Here is a 15,908-nt window from a genome sequence, read left to right as displayed (position 1 = left end):
GGGGAGCCCCTGGCGGGGGCTCTGCTAAATCATCTCGCGCCGGAGGAGGGGCAGCCGGTGGCGGATCCGGCGGTAGCGGCGGGTCTGGCGGTGGCGGAGGCAGTGCGAAAGGGCCTTTCGCAACCGGCGGCAGCTCTGGAATTCCAAACGCAAGTGGTGGGCTCGATTGCGCAGAAGAAGACGAGGAAAAGCGCAAGGCCGAGTGTCCGGGAGCTAACACCAGGATTTCGAGTGCAGCCGAATCCAGCCGATAGCAGTCTTCTCAGCCCATGCGTGAGCCTGCGGCGCCGTACGGTTTGGCAGGGCTGGACCTTTCTTAAACTCCGGCCGAGTCGTCCCTTGTTGCACCGCCGCAGCGCGATTTGCGGTGTAAACACTGCCAAATGTTCATGCGATTGTGGTGAATTACATACTTTTCCTGACCTTATGCGACTTCTTCTCAAGACCTCGATCAGGAGCGTGTCATGAATATCCGCGTTCGAGCGGAGAGTCCTGCGGCGCTGCTTCGAGAACGTCTCGAGGCGCTGGTGGCAGAGCTTGCGGAACTTGAAAAGCTCAGAGAGCGGGTAGGTCGAGAGGAGAATCTTCAGCGCAAGCTGCGCAAGGCAGGCAGCGCCAACAACCCCGCTCGGACCGCGGGTGGGCCTTCCGGCTTCGCACAGGCAAAGCTCATGGCCATACCGCTCATTCGCAAGAAGTCGGGCTGTTGTGACGAGCGTCCCAAGGCGAGTGGATGACAGGAATTTTCGTCCATTGTTCGCTTCGGCCGGGAGCCGGCCGCAAAGTCGAAAGAAATGCCGCGCAGGATCGGACGTTTGCAGCGACCGAGCCTCGCGCGGTTTGCCGAATGGCGCGGGCAAATGCGGGGTGGTTCGCGAAAACGAACTGGTTCTAAGAGCCTGTCCCGGCTATTCGGCCGCCAGGCGAGCGGGAGGCGCTCCGCGCTGGAGGCCTATGAACGAGCCCGACCGTGCTCTGCGAGACGATCCGATCGATTCTGCGGCTCATGACCTTGTAGCATTCGCATGCCATGGCTTCGAGCCGCGGCCGATCGATTTCAAGCTGGCCACGTCGATTGGATCTTAGTGCTCTTGATGTCCGCATTGTGCTCACGACATGTGTGACGGTGGTGCGGCGGACGCCCAGCAATTCCGACAACGTTTCTTGGGTCAGCGGGAGGAGATCGCTGCCATTTGCCCGATCGTGAATGTGAAGCAGCCAGCGCGCCAAGCGGGCTTCGACAGAATGTAATGCGTTGCAGGCAGCCACGTGCTGGAGTTGCGTCAGCAACGATCTCGTGAACACTTGCACCATCGCTGCGACGGCGGGGCTGCAATGTTGCGCTGTCAGGAATTGCGCGGGCGAGATCTGCAGCGCGGTCCCGGCGATGCGAGCAACGGCCGTCACGGGCGAGTGGGAGGCGCCAAGCGCTGACGTCAGACCCACAGCCCCTTCATGGCCCACTATCGTCGTGGCGACCGTCTGCCCGTTCGGCAACTCCATGATAGTGGCTATCGCGCCGCTCAGGGGGAAGAGAAGATGTTCGATCCGATCGCCTGATCGGACGAGCACCGTATCGCGCTCGATCCCGATCTTCCGCAGATGAGGTGCAAGCAAAGCAAAATCCGCCGGCGGCAACGCTGCTAACAACCGATTACCAACCCTGGTCGCGTGGTCCATCATGGGATCAACCCCCCGACGGATGTTCGGCGCGAGAACTCATGCCGGCTCGTCAAGCTGCTGTCCGGCGTGCAGCTCAACAGCAGTCAACTGGCAACCACAGATATGGTTCCTGCGATGAAGGCCAGCACGCGCTGGTCCGCCATTCAAGGGACGGCCTGCGCCCGCGACTCCAGCTTGCGCTTATACGGACCTGTCGCGGACCTGCAATTGATGTCGTCGACTCGCCGACGGCAGCCTGCGCTGCGGCTGAACAGCATCCCAGCCAACGATCAGTCTCCGAACAGCTGATCGGCCTTGAGTTGTGAAGCGCGCCAGGCGCGGATCGCGAGCGCGCTCTGAAAGTCTCGTCTCAGGGGCGGACAATTTCCAAGATGGCGTTCTGGCCGCCGGGACCAATAGCGTTGGAATGACGGCCGTGAGCCGTTCGTGTGCCCCACTCGAAGCCCACCCAACGGCCTGGCGTCGCCGTACTGTTCGGCAAAAGGCTAGGACCTACGGCAAATGGGCACATTTGCACGTCAAATTCGCGATTTTAGATATGGTTAAACCGGATTAAATCTCTTTCTTTATTCTATTCGTTGTATTTTAATGACTTCACTCGGTCTCGGCTATATGCCGAAGGACATAGACGGCCGGGTCGAGGCAGAGTCCATGTTAGACACGTCTGCGAAAGAGCGGATACTCAAGCCCGTCCGGCTTGTGATCGTAGATCGACAGCCGATCGTTCTACGGGGGCTAGAGTCGATACTCGGGGCACAGCCGGACTTCGACGTCATCGCGTCGTGCAGCGACGGGACAAGCTGCATCCAAGCGATGCGGAATTTGACACCCGACGTTGCACTTCTTGCTGACACCCTGCCAGATCTAACGGCATCCGAGATCCTCGTCATTGCGAAAGCTGATCGGCTGCCCACGCGCCTGGTGTTCTTTACAGATTCCGACACGGACCACGATCTAACCTTGGCCATCGCTGCTGGCGCGTGTGATGCAATCGCGAAGCATGTTGCACCGGACGCTGTGCTGCGATCGCTGCGACTGATGACGAAGCGTAGCTTTTTGGAGCAGTCCGATCTCTCGCCAACCGTCGAGAAAACCGACAGCAGCAAAATCGACAACCTACTGGAGCTATTGACGCCGCGCGAACGTCAAATTGTACGACTGGTGTCAGAAGGAATGTCGAACAAGGAGATCGCGCACCAGCTAAACGTTTCAGATGGAACCGTTAAAGTACACCTGCACAACATATTTCAGAAGCTTGAAATAACCAACAGGACGGTGCTCGCCACCCTCGCATTGCTACAACGCCCGTCCGGGTTCGGAATGCTCTCGCTGGCTCTCCTGGCGGTCGCCATTGCGGACGAACTCAAGGCGTCGGAGGCAAACGACATGCTTCCGCATGACGACAGCACCGGCCCCGCGGTGGAGTATGCCGAATATGAGCTCTGGAAGCGAGCTATCCTCCGTCACGCCATCGTCGCGGATTCCGACGAAAAGCCGTCGCTCACTCAGAGAGGCGTTTTTGTCGGGGCGAGCCAAATCTCGACCGCGGCCTCGGCAATGGAAGCGCCTCGCACCGCTGAGCAATCCGCAGGCTCGAAATCGTGGAAGGACTACGGTTCTGTTGGATCAAGCACGCCCGGTTTGGCCACACCTTCCCTGCGAGGAATGAACGACGCGAAGATTGGAGGTGACTCCACCGAGGAACATCTATTCTCGCGGCTGACATCCAATCCGACTTTGATTCACGGAGGGTATGGTACTTTCGCCACCCTCACCGGTGCGTTGATCTACACACTCAGCGATCCCCATTTGGCATTGCCGTCGCATGACCCGGCCAAAGCGCCGCTCGACAGCTTCGTGGACGTTACCGGATACAATGCGGCCACCAAACTGGCTGCGATCACCAATGCCGACGATCATCATGTAGATGATTCAGTCCCGGGTTTCCTTGCGCAGGCTTCTCGCCTGCCTTCCGCGTTTGTGGCCGCTGAAAATGAAAGCGCCGCCGGAGAAGGCACTCGGGGCCACTCGAGTGATGGTACCGTAGGGGAGACTCTCCAGAAACTTGCCGGCCTCGTGCACTTCAGTCACGATGCCGGTAGTAGCGGATATAGCCACGATCAGCTGATGGGCGGCAACGTCACTGAAAACGTTGTTCATCGCGACCCGACCGATTCCAGTTCTACCTCTTCCGACTCTGTCTTCAACTTCGCGTCTGGGCCGAGCAGGATCAATCTTGCGGCTTTCGGAGCCCTTGCCAGGCTTCATATGACAGCAGCAAGCAAGTCCATACCGCCACACACCGTCGCTTGGATCTTCAACTCCACAACCAATGAAACGATCGTCTATGTGAATGCGACCGATCATGTTCTGGAGATCGGAGACCGCGACCTGTTGGAAATCCATCTGCCGGGAATTGTATCCATCGCAGAATCGGATTTTGTCGGCCAGCCGACAGCCGCGGCGGCCGCTCTCACGTTGGAGCAGCTCGAAGAAGCGCTGACATCCGTGATTGCAATCGAAGCTATTCTGAGTACCGACAGTGCCCATGCAAGTATCGGGACGAGAGAGAGCACATTCGGGACCGCTGGAGTTTGGGACAGTCTGGCTGATGCCGGCTTGAGGACTGAATTCGCGCCGGTCCGCACAACGGAAGAGAGCGTGGATGGGACCGAGGGGTCGGCTCGCATATCACCGATCGTGCTTGCTCATGCTGCAGCGGTAACGGAAGTTGAAAGTCTTACATTGAAGAGTCAGGGGAACGATGCAGGCACCGGCCCCAGCATCGCAGCGGCCGGTAGCGCGGGCGGCAGTAACTCACAGCATGTTCTGGAGCCATGGCCTGCAAAGGAAACAGGTGCGGAGCAGACGGACGGTGGCTTCATACCTGGGAGTGATGTCGGTGATGAGAACGAGCATCAATCCCCGGCTTCGGACCCTTCGAGAAGGTCAGGGAAGACGGCAGAAACAGGCAGCGCGGAACATGGCAAGCCGGTGCATTCAACCTCTAAAAGCGCATCGGAAGCAGCCGATTTTGGTGAATCGAGCCTCGCGACAGCGCACAGGGACGACTGCGAAGGGCCGCAGCACGCTCCCGAGCAAATGTCTGCAATGGCCGGCGCCAGAGATACGGCCGACGTGAAGTCCATACCGGGCAATCGCGCTGGCAAGGACAACGCGCATGATTCACCGGCTTCGGACGATTGGTCAGGGCCAGCAAAAGCGGCCGAACCAGGCGGCCGGGACCACAGCAACTCGCACGCGTCGGAGCGAGGGTCGGCAAAGGCAGCCACGGAGACGGCCGAAGCGAAGTCCATGCCGGACAATCGCGCCGGGAAGGACAACGCGCATGATCCACCGGCTTCGGACCGTTCGTCAGGGTCAGCGAGAACGGCCGAACCAGGCGGCCTGGACCACAGCAACTCGCACGCGTCGGAGCAAGGGTCGGCAAAGGCACCCACGGAGACGGCCGAAGCGAAGTCCATGCCGGACAATCGCGCCGGCAAGGACAACGCGCATGATTCACTCGCTTCGGACGATTCGTCCGGGCTAGCGAAAACGGTCGAACCAGGCGGCCTGGGCGCCAGCAACTCGCACGCGTCGGAGCGAGGGTCGGCAAAGGCGGCCACGGAGACGGCCGACGCGAAGTCCGTATCGGGCAATCGCGCCGGCAAGGACAACGCTCATGATTCACTGGCATCGGACGATTGGTCAGGGCCAGCAGCAGCGGCCGAACCAGGCGGTCTGGACGACAGCAACTCGCACGCGTCGGAGCGAGGGTCGGCAAAGGTGGCCACAGAGACGGCCGAAGTGAAGTCCATGCCGGGCAATCGCGCCGGCCAGGACAACGCGCATGATCCACTGGCTTCGGACGATTGGTCAGGGCCATCAAAAGCGGCCGAACCAGGCGGTCTGGACCACAGCAACTCGCGCGCGTCGGAGCGAGGGTCGGCAACGGCGGCCACCGAGACGGCCGAAGCAAAGGCGACACCGGGCAATGGCCTCGGCAATGACAATGAGCATCATTCCTGGACTCCAGCCTATACGCGCGAGTCAGCGAAAATGGCAGAGCCCAGCGGCGTGGAGCAGAGTAACAAATGGGGGCACTCGACCTCTGCTCACGGCCCGAAGGCTGACGAAAGTGTTGCAACGGCCGGTAGCGCGGATCGCGGTAGCACGCAAAACGTCGCGGAGCCGGAGCATGTAAAGGCGACAACCACCGAGTTGGCTGAAACTGTCTTCATGTCCGAGAAGAGTGTCGGTGAGGGCGACAATCATCGTGCACCGAACGCAAGCGCGTCGGCAGCAGTGGCCACGACAAAACTGGCTGACCTGCAGCATAGCAATTCAGGATACAATTCACACTCGGCCTCCGCAAAGGCATCAGCAGCAGCTGAAATTGCCGAATCGAGCGCCACAAAAGGCGATAGTGCAGGGAACGGAAACTCGCAGCACGCTACGCAACCTGCCGCAATCGCATCGGAGGCCGCACAGCCGGCTAAAGCTGCGTTCGAGACCGGCGGCGCCGATCAAGAGCGGGTGTTCCGCTTCGACAGCGACGCAACTCCTTTCACTCCCATCGTCACGATTGAACCTAGAGAGGTCCACATTCCGCTCGATCCACGCGCCAAGCCCGATCAGGCGGCCACCCTCGATATCCTCGTCAAAATCCTACCCAACGCACTGGACGATCCCGCGGCCAACCATGGCAATAACGGACCCCATCACGCCCCTGTAGCTGCGCATCATGACCTGCTGATTTGAAATGTTGCATTGTCTCGCGAGCAGGACGCAGGGCCGATGTTGAACAGCCTGCTCCGTATACTGGTCGGTTGATATGCGCCCCTTATGCATTGATAGTCCTCGATAACTCATTGAAATCGCAGTAAATGCGACCGCCCTCCGAGCGCACCACCTCGCGCTGCACGCCGCGTTTCGGAACCAAAGCCCTCGCCCCGCATTCGCAACTGGTCGCCGAATGCGCTTGAAGGTGGAGGACGATGAGGGACGCTATGTCCGATGTTGCCGAGATCCGCGGCGCCGTTCACCTGTGCATCGACATGCAGAACATTTTCGCCCCCGATGGCCTTTGGGCGACGCCCTGGATGGAGCGGGTGCTGCCGACGGTCGTCTCGGTCGTTGCGCGCCACGCGGAGAGAACGATCTTCACACGCTTCATCACCCCGCAGGATCCGGAGGACCGCCCGGGGCAATGGCAGAGTTATTTCCGCCGCTGGCGCCAGGCGACGCGCAGGCATCTGCCGTCATCGGCTCTGGAGCTCGTGCCGGCCTTGGCACGTTTCGTTCCGCCGGCGGCGATGATCGACAAGCCGGCCTATTCCGCGTTCAGCAATCCCGGTCTTGCGAGCCTGCTGGTCGAGAAGAACGTCGGCACCGTCGTGATATCGGGCGCGGAGACGGACGTCTGCGTGCTCTCGACGGTCCTGAGCGCCGTCGATCTCGGCTTCAGGATCGTCCTTGTCGAGGACGCGCTGTGCAGCTCGTCCGACGTCGGCCACGACGCGCTCATGACGATGTACCGCACCCGCTTCCACGGCCAGGTCGACCTGGTGACAGCGGAAGAGCTGGCCGAGGTCTGGCGGGAGTAGGGTCCGACGTCATTGAGCCGCGCAAGGTCCTCGCGCCCACGAGGCGGATCAAGCGACCGCGACGTCGGCCGCCACCGGTCTCGCATGCGGCGGCCGAGCATCGTCCGCGCCGGACCGCATGCTCAGGTAGGTTGGGTCGAAGCCGGCGAGCCGGACCAGGCCCGGCCAGTCCGTGATGGTCAAGGTCTTGCCCTGCCATTGCAGCAAATGGCAGCGGCGCAGCTCCTGGATGGTGCGGTTGGCATGGACCGGGGAGATGCTGCAGGCTGCGGCGAGGTCGGACTGGGTGAAGGGCGAGGACAACCTGAAATCCCGGGCAAGCCCGACGGTTTGCAGCCGCACCGTGATCTCGCAGAGCAGGTGCGCCACGCGTGTCAACGCGTCCCGGCTGCCGAGGTTCACCGTCCAGTTGCGCTGGATGGCGTGATCGGCAAGCAGCATCAACAGCAAGGCGTGCGACATTGCCGGAGATCGCACCGCGAGCTCGCGAAAGAAGCGGTGCGGCACGAGCGCGACGATTGCGGAACCGAGCGCGGTCAGGTTGCCCTCGATGCGCGGGCGATACAGGCTTTGCAGGTTGGCGATGTCGCCGGGCACGCAGATCGCGGTGATCTGGCCATCTGCGCTTTCGTCATTCTGCCAGGACAGATATCCCTGGAGCACCAGGCAGCATTGCGTTGCCTCATCACCGTGCCGCAGGATGGTCTGATGCGCGCCGAAATGCGCGATGCTGCTCGGCATGTCCGCAAGCAGATCGAGATGTTCCGGGGTCAGTTCGACGAGGCTCGTCAGGCGGTCGGCCAGCCTCGAGAAAGCAAATCCTGCCTGCATTTGATCTCCGACGGCCCCCGTCGGCCCAAGTGTGGCCGATAATGACGGCGGAAAGCATTAACGTTTGATAGGTTCGTCTGGAGTATCGGCGAGGCAGCAGGCCGCTTGCCGATACAAGATCCTCACGTTCAATTGACGTTGTCGCCGAGCATGTTGCGGACGCCTGTGGTCACGGCGGCGAGGCCGCGCGTGCCGTGCATCAGCGCGATCTCGCCCTGCTGCTCGTGGCGGATGGCATGTGCCATGATGCGCAGACGAGGGTCGCCGCGGCTGTGCCACATCTGGTCGGCCATCCTGACCGCACCGCGGTGATGCCGGCTCATCGCCTCGATGAACAGCATGTCGAACTGGTCCGGCGGCGCGGTCTTGACCTGGCGCATCTCGGCTGGCGTCAGGAAGCCCGGCATCGCCGCCCGCTCCTCGGTGCTGCAATCGGGCATCTCCGTGTCGAACCAGCTCAGCCACCAATTCTCGAATATGCGGTTCTCTCCGGTCTGGCTCGCGACCATCAGCATCGCGAGCTTGCGCAGATGCGGATCCTGCGCGCGCTCGGCAGCCGTGCGTGCGAGCTCGATGCCCTGGGCATGATGGGTGGTCATGTGACGGATGTAGGCTTGGTCTTGATCCCTGTCGCGGCCCATCCACGGCGGCTCGTAACCATGACCGCCGAACAATGCGACCGCCCCAAGTAGCGCAATCACGGCCAGCGCGCCGGTGATCCACATATTCGTGAACCGCACGTCGCTGTCAGGCGCAGCCCCGCGCCTCCAGCGCAGGCGCGCGAACAGGGGATACATCACAGCGGAGGAGCCATGCACCAGCAGCCCGATCCAGTAGGGTTGTTGCAGCGTGAACAGCGGCTGCCAGAATGGAAACAGCGGCACCAGCACGAACCATTCCATGCCTGAAGAGAACGCGGCCCAGGGCAGCGCCAGCAGCAGGATCGTCATCGGCCGCAAGTCGGCCGTCCAGCGTCCGAGCACGCCGAAGAAAACCAACGCCCAGGAAAAATCGGCCCATTGGTGAAAGGCGATCCCGGCCAGGATCGCGCTCCAGGATGGCTCGGAGCTGATCGCCCAGTCGCGCGCAGGAATCGCGGCAACCGTCATCCAATCGACCGCCGCATCGCGGCCGATTCGGGCAGCGAAGAGCTGGCTGACGATTGTCGAAAACGTGCTGCTGATCAGGCCGAGTGCGGCCGCGGCAATCCAGCGCGAACGCCGCCGCTCGCCGGTGGTGCGCCGCGCCCCACTCGTGAGTGCTGGTCGCGGCTCGGCGTTCACGTCAGCTGCTTGAGCTTCTTCAGCGGATTGAGTTCGCTCGGCTTGTCCTGTTCGTCGCGCCCGCGCTCGGCCTGCGCCTTGCCGTCATCGTGCAGATCCTGGTCGCCGATGATCTCGCCGACGGCCTGCTTGGTCTTGCCGGCGATCCGCTGCTGCAGACCTTTGGTCTTGCCCATGAGCTGCCTCCGATATGTCCTGCCGTGGCTCACGCCGCTACCCCGGCGCCTGAAGGGGGCGTGGGCGCCGGGGCTGCGGTCTTGCAAATTGCCTCCGGCGGCGGGGGGAGACGCCGGAAGCCTTGATCAGACTCTTCGCGACGCGGATGGTTCCTCCTGACGTCACCGAGGTTCGAGCGCGATGATCACGCCTTCGTTGCCCCGGAGCAGGGTGGACGCATCCGGCACCGGCTCGGGCGGCCGATCCAGATGCGTCGACATCAAGAGACGGCCGCGACCTTGCCAATGGAATTTCCGCGGTTCGGCCGCGAGATTGAGCGCGACCAGAATTTCGTTACGGCCTGCCGTCCGTTTAAAGGCCAGGACATCGTTCTGCGAGCGCAGCGGCTCGTAGCCGCCCCGTTCCAGGCCGGCATGCTCGCGCCGCAGCGCCATCAGCGCGCGAAACAGAGCGAGGATCGAGCGCTCGTCGCGCTGCTGTGCGGCGACATTGGCCGCACCATCGGGCGGCTCGAGCGGCAGCCATGGGCGGCCCGTGGTGAAGCCGCCATCGGGGCTGTCATCCCATCGCATCGGTGCGCGTTCGGGATCGCGGCACAGGCCATAGCCGGGCACGAGCTTCTCGAAGGGATCGCGGACGCGGCCCTGCGGAATCGGCACGCGCTTGCGGCCGATCTCGTCGCCCATGAAGAAGAACGGCGTTCCCCGCAGCGTCATCAGCAGCATCGCAAGCACGCGCATCTGCGCCTCGCCGATCTTGCTCGCGATCCGCTGCTTGTCGTGGCCGCCGATGACCCAGACCGGCCAGCCATCGTCAGGGATGGCGTTGAGATAGGCGTCGACCGTGGCCTGCAGCGAGAGGGCGTCCCATTTGGAATCGAGCAGGGCGAAATTGAGCGGCAGATGCAGGCGCGGCCGGTCGTTGCCGTAGAAGTGGCCGATGCGGTCGGTCTTGCCCTGGACCTCGCCGCACAACATCCGTCCGGGATAGGCGTCGATCACCTCGCGGATGAACTCGATGCAATCCATCGTCTCGGGCCGATCGTCGGTGAACACCGTCGTGTGCCGCTGCGGTGGCGGCTTGCCCTCGGCGTTGGGGTTCGGCGGGTTGTCGCGCAAGAGCTGGTCCTTGATCAGGACCGCGCTGGCGTCGACGCGAAAGCCGTCGACGCCGCGGTCGAGCCAGAACCGCATGGCATCGGCGATCGCGGCGCGCACTTGCGGGTTGCGCCAGTTGAGGTCGGGCTGCTCCACCAGGAAGGAATGATAGTAATATTGCCGGCGCGCCTCGCACCATTCCCAGCCGCTGCCGCCGAACCGGCTCAGCCAGTTGTTGGGCGGCCCGCCGTTCTCGGCCGGATCGGCCCAGACGTACCAATCGGCTTTTGCGCTGTTGCGCGAGCTTGCGCTCTCGACGAACCAAGCGTGATCGTTCGCGGTGTGATTGGGGACGAGGTCGAGGATAAGCCGGATGCCCGCAGCGTGCAGCGCTTCGAGCAGGCGATTGAACTCCTCGAGGCTGCCGAAGGCGGGATCGATCGAACAATAGTCGGAGATATCATAGCCGAGGTCGCGGAAGGGGCTCTTGTAGATCGGCGTCAGCCAGACCGCGCCGACGCCGAGCCACTTCAGATAGTCGATGCGCGACAACAGCCCGGCGAGGTCGCCCTTGCCGTCGCCGTTCGAGTCCTGAAAGGAGATCGGCGCGATCTCGTAGATGACGGCGGATTCCCACCACGCGGCTTCATCACGGGACGCGTCGCTCATCACGTTGCTTCACCTCGTTTGTATTGACATGGTTTGTTTTGGCATGCGCCGCGATCTGCCTTGCCGCAGTTCGGGCGCTCTCGATGCCCTTGGGAAAGCCGCTGCGGTTCGGATAGAGCTTGCGCCGTGCATCGCGCGGCGGACGGCGCGGCTTGGTGTCCTGCGCGGCACGGTAGTCGAGCACGGCGATGCCGCCGACCATCAAGAGCGCCAGCGCGATATTGCCCTTCTTGGGATTGTCCGACGTCAGTCCGGACAGCAGCGCGGCGGCATCGAGGCCGTCGCCGCCGACGCGGGCCCACAGGCCGGCGTTCTTGTCGACCGAGAGCGACATGATTCCGGCGAGGATCTCGCGCACGCCGAAGGCGCGGACCAGCGTCTCATGGCCTTCCATGCCCAGCGTGTGCGTAACGCGCCGCGGCGCGAACAATTCGACCACGCCGAGGCCGATGCTGAACCAGCCGAGTGCGCGCGCGAGCTGGTCCGCCGGCTGCTTCAGGCTCGGTCCGCCCTCGACGATCTTGGGGTCGCCCTTGGTGCGCACGATGTTGGAGAAATGAAACATGGCTGGCTCCTTCAGGGCTTCAGCACGACCTTGACGCAGGAATCGCGCTTGTCGCGAAACACCTGGTACATCTCCGGTCCCTGGGCGAGCGGGACCGTGTGGGTGATGACGAAGGACGGGTCGATCTCGCCCTCTTCGATGCGGCGGAGCAGGTCGTCGGTCCAGCGGTTGACGTGGGTCTGGCCGGTCCGCATCGTCAGGCCCTTGTTCATGAAGGCGCCCATCGGAAGCATGTCGGACAGGCCGCTGTACACGCCTGCGACCGAGATGATGCCGCCGGGACGGCAGACATAGATCATCTCGCGCAGCACGTGGGGCCGGTCGCTCTCGGCCATCACCATCTGCTTGGCGCGGTCGAGCAGGGTGTCGGGCAGCGATGGCATCACATGCGCCTCCATGCCGACGCAATCGATGCACTTTTCCGGGCCCTTGCCGTCGGTCAGCTCCTGGAGCCGCTCCACCACGCTCTCGGTCTCGAAGTTGATCGTGGTGGCGCCGCCGGCTTCCGCCATGCTGAGCCGCTCCGGCAGGCAGTCGATCGCGATCACCTGGTTGGCGCCGAGCAGGATGGCGCTGCGGATCGCCATCTGCCCGACCGGGCCACAGCCCCAGATCGCGACCGTGTCGGTCGGCTCGATGTCGCATTGCACGGCGGCCTGCCAGCCGGTCGGGAAGATGTCGCTAAGGAACAGCAATTGCTCGTCGGGAATGCCCGGGGGCACCTTGATGTGGGTGGCGTCGGCAAAGGGCACGCGAAGGTACTCAGCCTGGCCGCCGGGATAGCCCCCGGTCAGATGCGTGTAGCCGAACAGGCCTGCCGTCGTGTGCCCGAACACCTTGTCGGCCAGGTGACGCTTGCGGTTGGTGGTCTCGCACACCGAGAAATTGCCGCGCTTGCACTGGTCGCATTCGCCGCAAATGATCGTGAACGGCACGACGATGCGGTCGCCCTTCTTCAGCTTGCCGTCGACGCCCGAGCCGACCTCGACCACTTCACCCATGGTCTCGTGACCCATGATGTCGCCGGGCAGCATGCCCGGGATGAAATTGTGAAAGAGGTGCAGGTCGGAGCCGCAGATGGCGCAGCTCGTCACCTTGATGATGGCATCACGCGGATCCTGGATCTCCGGGTCGGTGACGGTGTCGCACCGGATGTCTTCCTTGCCGTGCCAGACCAGCGCCTTCATCGTCCGTCCTCCCGGTTGCACCACGTGCCATCTAAGTCCAGGCACGAACGATGGTTGCTATCGCCGCGCGCAAATTCTTCGCACTGCGCAAATAGGAACGAGAGAGCAGGGCAGCGATTGAGCGTGATCACCTCATTCCAAGGCTCAATCACAAGGATTTGCGCATGTCCGCCAATCAGCTCGCCGTCGTCACAGGCGCCTCAACCGGTATCGGTCTGGAACTCGCAAGGTGCTGCGCGCAGGCCGGATTCAACCTCGTCGTCGCGGCCGACGAGTCCCAGATCGAGCAGGTGGCCGTCGATCTCCGGCGGCTCGGCGGCAGCGTGGAGCCGGTCGAGACCGATCTTGCGACCACCGAGGGCGTCGACAAGCTGTGCGCGGCGGTCGGCGACCGGCCGATTGACGCGTTGCTCGCCAACGCCGGCATCGGCCTCGGCAAGGCGTTCCTCGACCAGGACTTTGCCAGGGTGAAACACCTCATCGACACCAACATCACCGGCACGCTGTATCTGATCCACCGCGTCGGCAATGAGATGCTCCGCCGCAATGCCGGCCGCATCCTGATCACCGGCTCGATCGCCGGCTTCATGCCGGGCAGCTTCCAGGCCGCCTACAACGCCAGCAAGGCGTTCCTGGATTCATTCTCGTTCGCGCTGCGTGAGGAGCTGCGCGACAGCGGTGTCACCGTGACCTGCCTGATGCCGGGCGCGACCGAGACCGAGTTCTTCCGCCGCGCCGACATGATGGACACCAAGGTCGGCACCGACAAGAAGGACGGGGCCTACGATGTTGCGAAGGCCGGCTTCGATGCGATGATGCGCGGGGACGCCGATATCGTCACCGGGCTTAAGAACAAGATCCAGACCACGGTCGCGAACGTCACGCCCAACGAGATGCTGGCCAAGCAGCACCGCAAGATGGCCGAGCCGGGCACGGCAAGGTCGTAGAGCGACGCGCGCGCAATGTTGCGGAGCGCGCGAACCCTTTTGCGAAGAGAAAGCAGACCCCCGATTCACATAGCCTAATGCGCTGCGGCCCTCAAACCGTCAAATTGTACGGGCTGAAACAAGAGGGGGGCCGCTGTGGCGATGGATCGCATCGAACAAGCCTTTATCGCGACTGCCGTTACGGGTTTTCTCGTGATGATGGTCGCAATCGTCTGGATGATGTTGAGCTGAAGGTGGGGAGCTTGCCGTCTTGCGCATCGCGCTACCTTACGCCGCAGTTATCCTGTGCCTGGCGGTGACCGCGTGGCTTGCGTTCGCGCATCTATTTTGATCGTCGCCCGGCTGCGAGCTTTCAACCGCTTTGACTAGACCGGCTGCTCGGCGATGAGTCCGGTGAGCTTCCGTGCCATCGCCGCAAGATCGATCGGCTTTTCCAGGAGCGGTACGTCCTGAAATTCCGGACTGAGCGTGATCTTGTCGTACCCGGTGGTGAAAAGGAAGGGCACGTTGCGCGCTCTCAGCTCGCGGGCGATCGGAAAGATCATTTCGCTGCGGATGTTCACGTCGAGCACGGCAGCGTCCAGGACGCTGCCGTCGTGCAGGATCTTGAGCGCGTCTTCGAGATCGCCGACGGGACCGGCGATCTCGGCGCCCAGCGCGCGGAATGTCTTGCCGATGTCATCGGCGAGAAAATACTCGTCCTCGACCACGAAGATGCGGCGCCCCTTGAGCTCTGCGCGCTGATGCGACGATGTCGCCATGCTGTCTCGGCCTCCAAACGCACAGGAACATAAGCCGACGATCCGCCTTGGTGCAAAGTGCAAACGATGCAATTGGAGGCGGGTTCCATGGGCAACCGCGACATCATTGTCATCGGGGGCTCGGCCGGAGCGACCGCTCCATTGAAGCAGATTCTGGGCCGTCTGCCGGCGGATCTGCCGGCCGCCGTCTTCATCGTGCTGCACATTCCGGCGCAGGGCATCGGCATCCTCTCTACCGTGGCCGGCAGTGCCGGTCCGCTCCCGGTGCGGCAGGCCGAGAACGGCATGAAGATCGAGCCCGGCCAGATCTACCTGGGTGCGCCGGACCATCATCTTCTCGTCACGGAGGACCGCATCTTCCTCGGCCGCGGCCCGCGCGAGAACATGGTGCGGCCGGCGATCGATGCGTTGTTCCGCTCGGCCGCGCTCTATCACGGGCCGCGCGTCATCGGCGTGCTCCTGAGCGGCCTGTTGTCGGACGGCGCTTCCGGCCTCAACGCCATCAAACGCTGCGGCGGGATGGCCGTGGTGCAAGACCCCGCGGACGCGATCTCGGACGAGATGCCGCGGCGCGCCATGGAGGCGACCACGGTCGATCTCTGCGTTCCCGGCGCCACCATGGGCGACGTGCTCTCCGAGCTCGTCAGGGAGCAGGCCGGCGCCGCGCTGCCAATTCCGCCCGAGATCAGGCTCGAGGTCGAGATCGCGGCCGGTGAGCGGATCGGCAGTGACAATCTCGTCGCCATGGCTCACCCTGTCGCCCTGACCTGTCCATCCTGCGGCGGGGTGCTCTCGGAGGTCAAGAATGCCCGCCCGATGCGTTTCCGCTGCCAGGTCGGTCACGGCTTCACTGCCGATGCGCTCGCCAAGGAGCAGGAGGGGCGCGTCGATGAAGCCTTGCGGGTGGCGCTGCGGATCATCGAGGAGCGGGCGGAGCTGGTGCAACGCATGGCCGCCGATGGCCGGCGCTCCGGCCGGGCTGCCGTCGCCGAGATGTACGAGGCTCGGGCGCTCGAATACCGCGAATATGCCGACATGATCCGGCGCGTCGTGCTAAAGTCGCTCCAGCCTTCCGTAGGCAAACGGGAGGCGTGAAGGC

The 15,908-nt window shown here is 63.1% G+C and carries 13 protein-coding genes; 5 read left to right on the top strand and 8 right to left on the bottom strand.

Going from position 1 to position 15,908, the window contains the following annotated elements:
* Nucleotides 1–464 precede the first annotated feature (464 nt).
* Nucleotides 465–737, top strand: coding sequence for a hypothetical protein (locus I6F21_RS32010; protein WP_036013665.1), 273 nt, complete (start codon nucleotides 465–467; stop codon nucleotides 735–737).
* 154 nt (nucleotides 738–891) lie between these two features.
* Here the strand turns inward: I6F21_RS32010 and I6F21_RS32005 are convergent, their stop codons facing one another.
* Entirely contained in the window at nucleotides 892–1,683 is a 792-nt protein-coding gene (locus I6F21_RS32005) for a Crp/Fnr family transcriptional regulator (RefSeq protein WP_036025682.1), read from the bottom strand.
* A gap of 588 nt (nucleotides 1,684–2,271) precedes the next feature.
* On the opposite strand from I6F21_RS32005, the gene I6F21_RS32000 reads away from it, so the two are divergent.
* Together I6F21_RS32000 and I6F21_RS31995 are read left to right on the top strand one after the other, a co-directional pair.
* Nucleotides 2,272–6,447: a LuxR C-terminal-related transcriptional regulator gene (locus tag I6F21_RS32000; protein WP_346656738.1), complete on the top strand. Its 4,176-nt coding sequence runs from the start codon at nucleotides 2,272–2,274 to the stop codon at nucleotides 6,445–6,447.
* 236 nt (nucleotides 6,448–6,683) lie between these two features.
* Nucleotides 6,684–7,292 carry a cysteine hydrolase gene (locus tag I6F21_RS31995; RefSeq protein ID WP_036013669.1) on the top strand — a complete coding sequence of 203 codons (609 nt, stop codon included), beginning with the start codon at nucleotides 6,684–6,686 and terminating at the stop codon, nucleotides 7,290–7,292.
* A 48-nt stretch (nucleotides 7,293–7,340) separates the two neighbouring features.
* Here I6F21_RS31995 and I6F21_RS31990 read toward each other — a convergent pair whose 3' ends face one another.
* The 6 genes from I6F21_RS31990 to I6F21_RS31965 form a co-directional block, all read right to left on the bottom strand.
* Nucleotides 7,341–8,123 carry a Crp/Fnr family transcriptional regulator gene (locus tag I6F21_RS31990; protein WP_036013671.1) on the bottom strand — a complete coding sequence of 261 codons (783 nt, stop codon included), beginning with the start codon at nucleotides 8,121–8,123 and terminating at the stop codon, nucleotides 7,341–7,343.
* A 128-nt stretch (nucleotides 8,124–8,251) separates the two neighbouring features.
* On the bottom strand, nucleotides 8,252–9,406 hold the full coding sequence (locus I6F21_RS31985) for a DUF305 domain-containing protein (protein ID WP_225140149.1): 1,155 nt from the start codon (nucleotides 9,404–9,406) through the stop codon (nucleotides 8,252–8,254).
* Entirely contained in the window at nucleotides 9,403–9,582 is a 180-nt protein-coding gene (locus I6F21_RS31980) for a hypothetical protein (protein WP_027575113.1), read from the bottom strand. The genes I6F21_RS31985 and I6F21_RS31980 overlap by 4 nt, the downstream gene beginning before the upstream one ends.
* A 162-nt stretch (nucleotides 9,583–9,744) precedes the next feature.
* Nucleotides 9,745–11,349, bottom strand: coding sequence for an alpha-amylase family glycosyl hydrolase (locus I6F21_RS31975; RefSeq protein ID WP_225140148.1), 1,605 nt, complete (start codon nucleotides 11,347–11,349; stop codon nucleotides 9,745–9,747).
* Nucleotides 11,330–11,914, bottom strand: coding sequence for a hypothetical protein (locus I6F21_RS31970; RefSeq protein WP_225140147.1), 585 nt, complete (start codon nucleotides 11,912–11,914; stop codon nucleotides 11,330–11,332). Before I6F21_RS31970 ends, I6F21_RS31975 begins: the two co-directional genes overlap by 20 nt.
* A gap of 11 nt (nucleotides 11,915–11,925) precedes the next feature.
* The gene (locus I6F21_RS31965; RefSeq protein ID WP_036045784.1) at nucleotides 11,926–13,101 is read right to left on the bottom strand and encodes a zinc-dependent alcohol dehydrogenase; all 1,176 of its coding nucleotides are present in this window, start codon (nucleotides 13,099–13,101) and stop codon (nucleotides 11,926–11,928) included.
* Nucleotides 13,102–13,265: 164 nt separating this feature from the next.
* Here I6F21_RS31965 and I6F21_RS31960 point away from each other — a divergent pair, with 164 nt between their 5' ends.
* Nucleotides 13,266–14,048 (top strand): SDR family NAD(P)-dependent oxidoreductase, encoded by a 783-nt coding sequence (locus I6F21_RS31960; protein WP_225140146.1) that lies wholly within the window; start codon nucleotides 13,266–13,268, stop codon nucleotides 14,046–14,048.
* A 365-nt stretch (nucleotides 14,049–14,413) separates the two neighbouring features.
* Here I6F21_RS31960 and I6F21_RS31955 read toward each other — a convergent pair whose 3' ends face one another.
* Nucleotides 14,414–14,809, bottom strand: a complete 396-nt coding sequence (locus I6F21_RS31955) for a response regulator (protein WP_225140145.1) — start codon at nucleotides 14,807–14,809, stop codon at nucleotides 14,414–14,416.
* Nucleotides 14,810–14,896: 87 nt separating this feature from the next.
* On the opposite strand from I6F21_RS31955, the gene I6F21_RS31950 reads away from it, so the two are divergent.
* A complete protein-coding gene (locus tag I6F21_RS31950) occupies nucleotides 14,897–15,904 on the top strand; it encodes a chemotaxis protein CheB (RefSeq protein ID WP_225114951.1) in 1,008 nt (335 codons plus the stop codon).
* The last annotated feature ends 4 nt before the right edge of the window (nucleotides 15,905–15,908 follow it).

The sequence above is a fragment of the Bradyrhizobium sp. NBAIM03 genome (genome assembly GCF_020194055.1).
Classification (GTDB): domain Bacteria; phylum Pseudomonadota; class Alphaproteobacteria; order Rhizobiales; family Xanthobacteraceae; genus Bradyrhizobium; species Bradyrhizobium yuanmingense.
This window is presented reverse-complemented; position numbering and strand designations above follow the sequence as displayed.

What these genes read in the sequence shown, in the direction of transcription:
- I6F21_RS31965 (WP_036045784.1), bottom strand. Translation starts at nt 13,101, where the DNA reads ATGAAGGCGCTGGTCTGGCACGGCAAGGAAGACATCCGGTGCGACACC.
- I6F21_RS31950 (WP_225114951.1), top strand. Translation starts at nt 14,897, where the DNA reads ATGGGCAACCGCGACATCATTGTCATCGGGGGCTCGGCCGGAGCGACC.
- I6F21_RS31970 (WP_225140147.1), bottom strand. Translation starts at nt 11,914, where the DNA reads ATGTTTCATTTCTCCAACATCGTGCGCACCAAGGGCGACCCCAAGATC.
- I6F21_RS31995 (WP_036013669.1), top strand. Translation starts at nt 6,684, where the DNA reads ATGAGGGACGCTATGTCCGATGTTGCCGAGATCCGCGGCGCCGTTCAC.
- I6F21_RS32010 (WP_036013665.1), top strand. Translation starts at nt 465, where the DNA reads ATGAATATCCGCGTTCGAGCGGAGAGTCCTGCGGCGCTGCTTCGAGAA.
- I6F21_RS31955 (WP_225140145.1), bottom strand. Translation starts at nt 14,809, where the DNA reads ATGGCGACATCGTCGCATCAGCGCGCAGAGCTCAAGGGGCGCCGCATC.
- I6F21_RS31975 (WP_225140148.1), bottom strand. Translation starts at nt 11,349, where the DNA reads ATGAGCGACGCGTCCCGTGATGAAGCCGCGTGGTGGGAATCCGCCGTC.
- I6F21_RS32000 (WP_346656738.1), top strand. Translation starts at nt 2,272, where the DNA reads ATGACTTCACTCGGTCTCGGCTATATGCCGAAGGACATAGACGGCCGG.
- I6F21_RS31990 (WP_036013671.1), bottom strand. Translation starts at nt 8,123, where the DNA reads ATGCAGGCAGGATTTGCTTTCTCGAGGCTGGCCGACCGCCTGACGAGC.
- I6F21_RS31960 (WP_225140146.1), top strand. Translation starts at nt 13,266, where the DNA reads ATGTCCGCCAATCAGCTCGCCGTCGTCACAGGCGCCTCAACCGGTATC.
- I6F21_RS32005 (WP_036025682.1), bottom strand. Translation starts at nt 1,683, where the DNA reads ATGATGGACCACGCGACCAGGGTTGGTAATCGGTTGTTAGCAGCGTTG.
- I6F21_RS31980 (WP_027575113.1), bottom strand. Translation starts at nt 9,582, where the DNA reads ATGGGCAAGACCAAAGGTCTGCAGCAGCGGATCGCCGGCAAGACCAAG.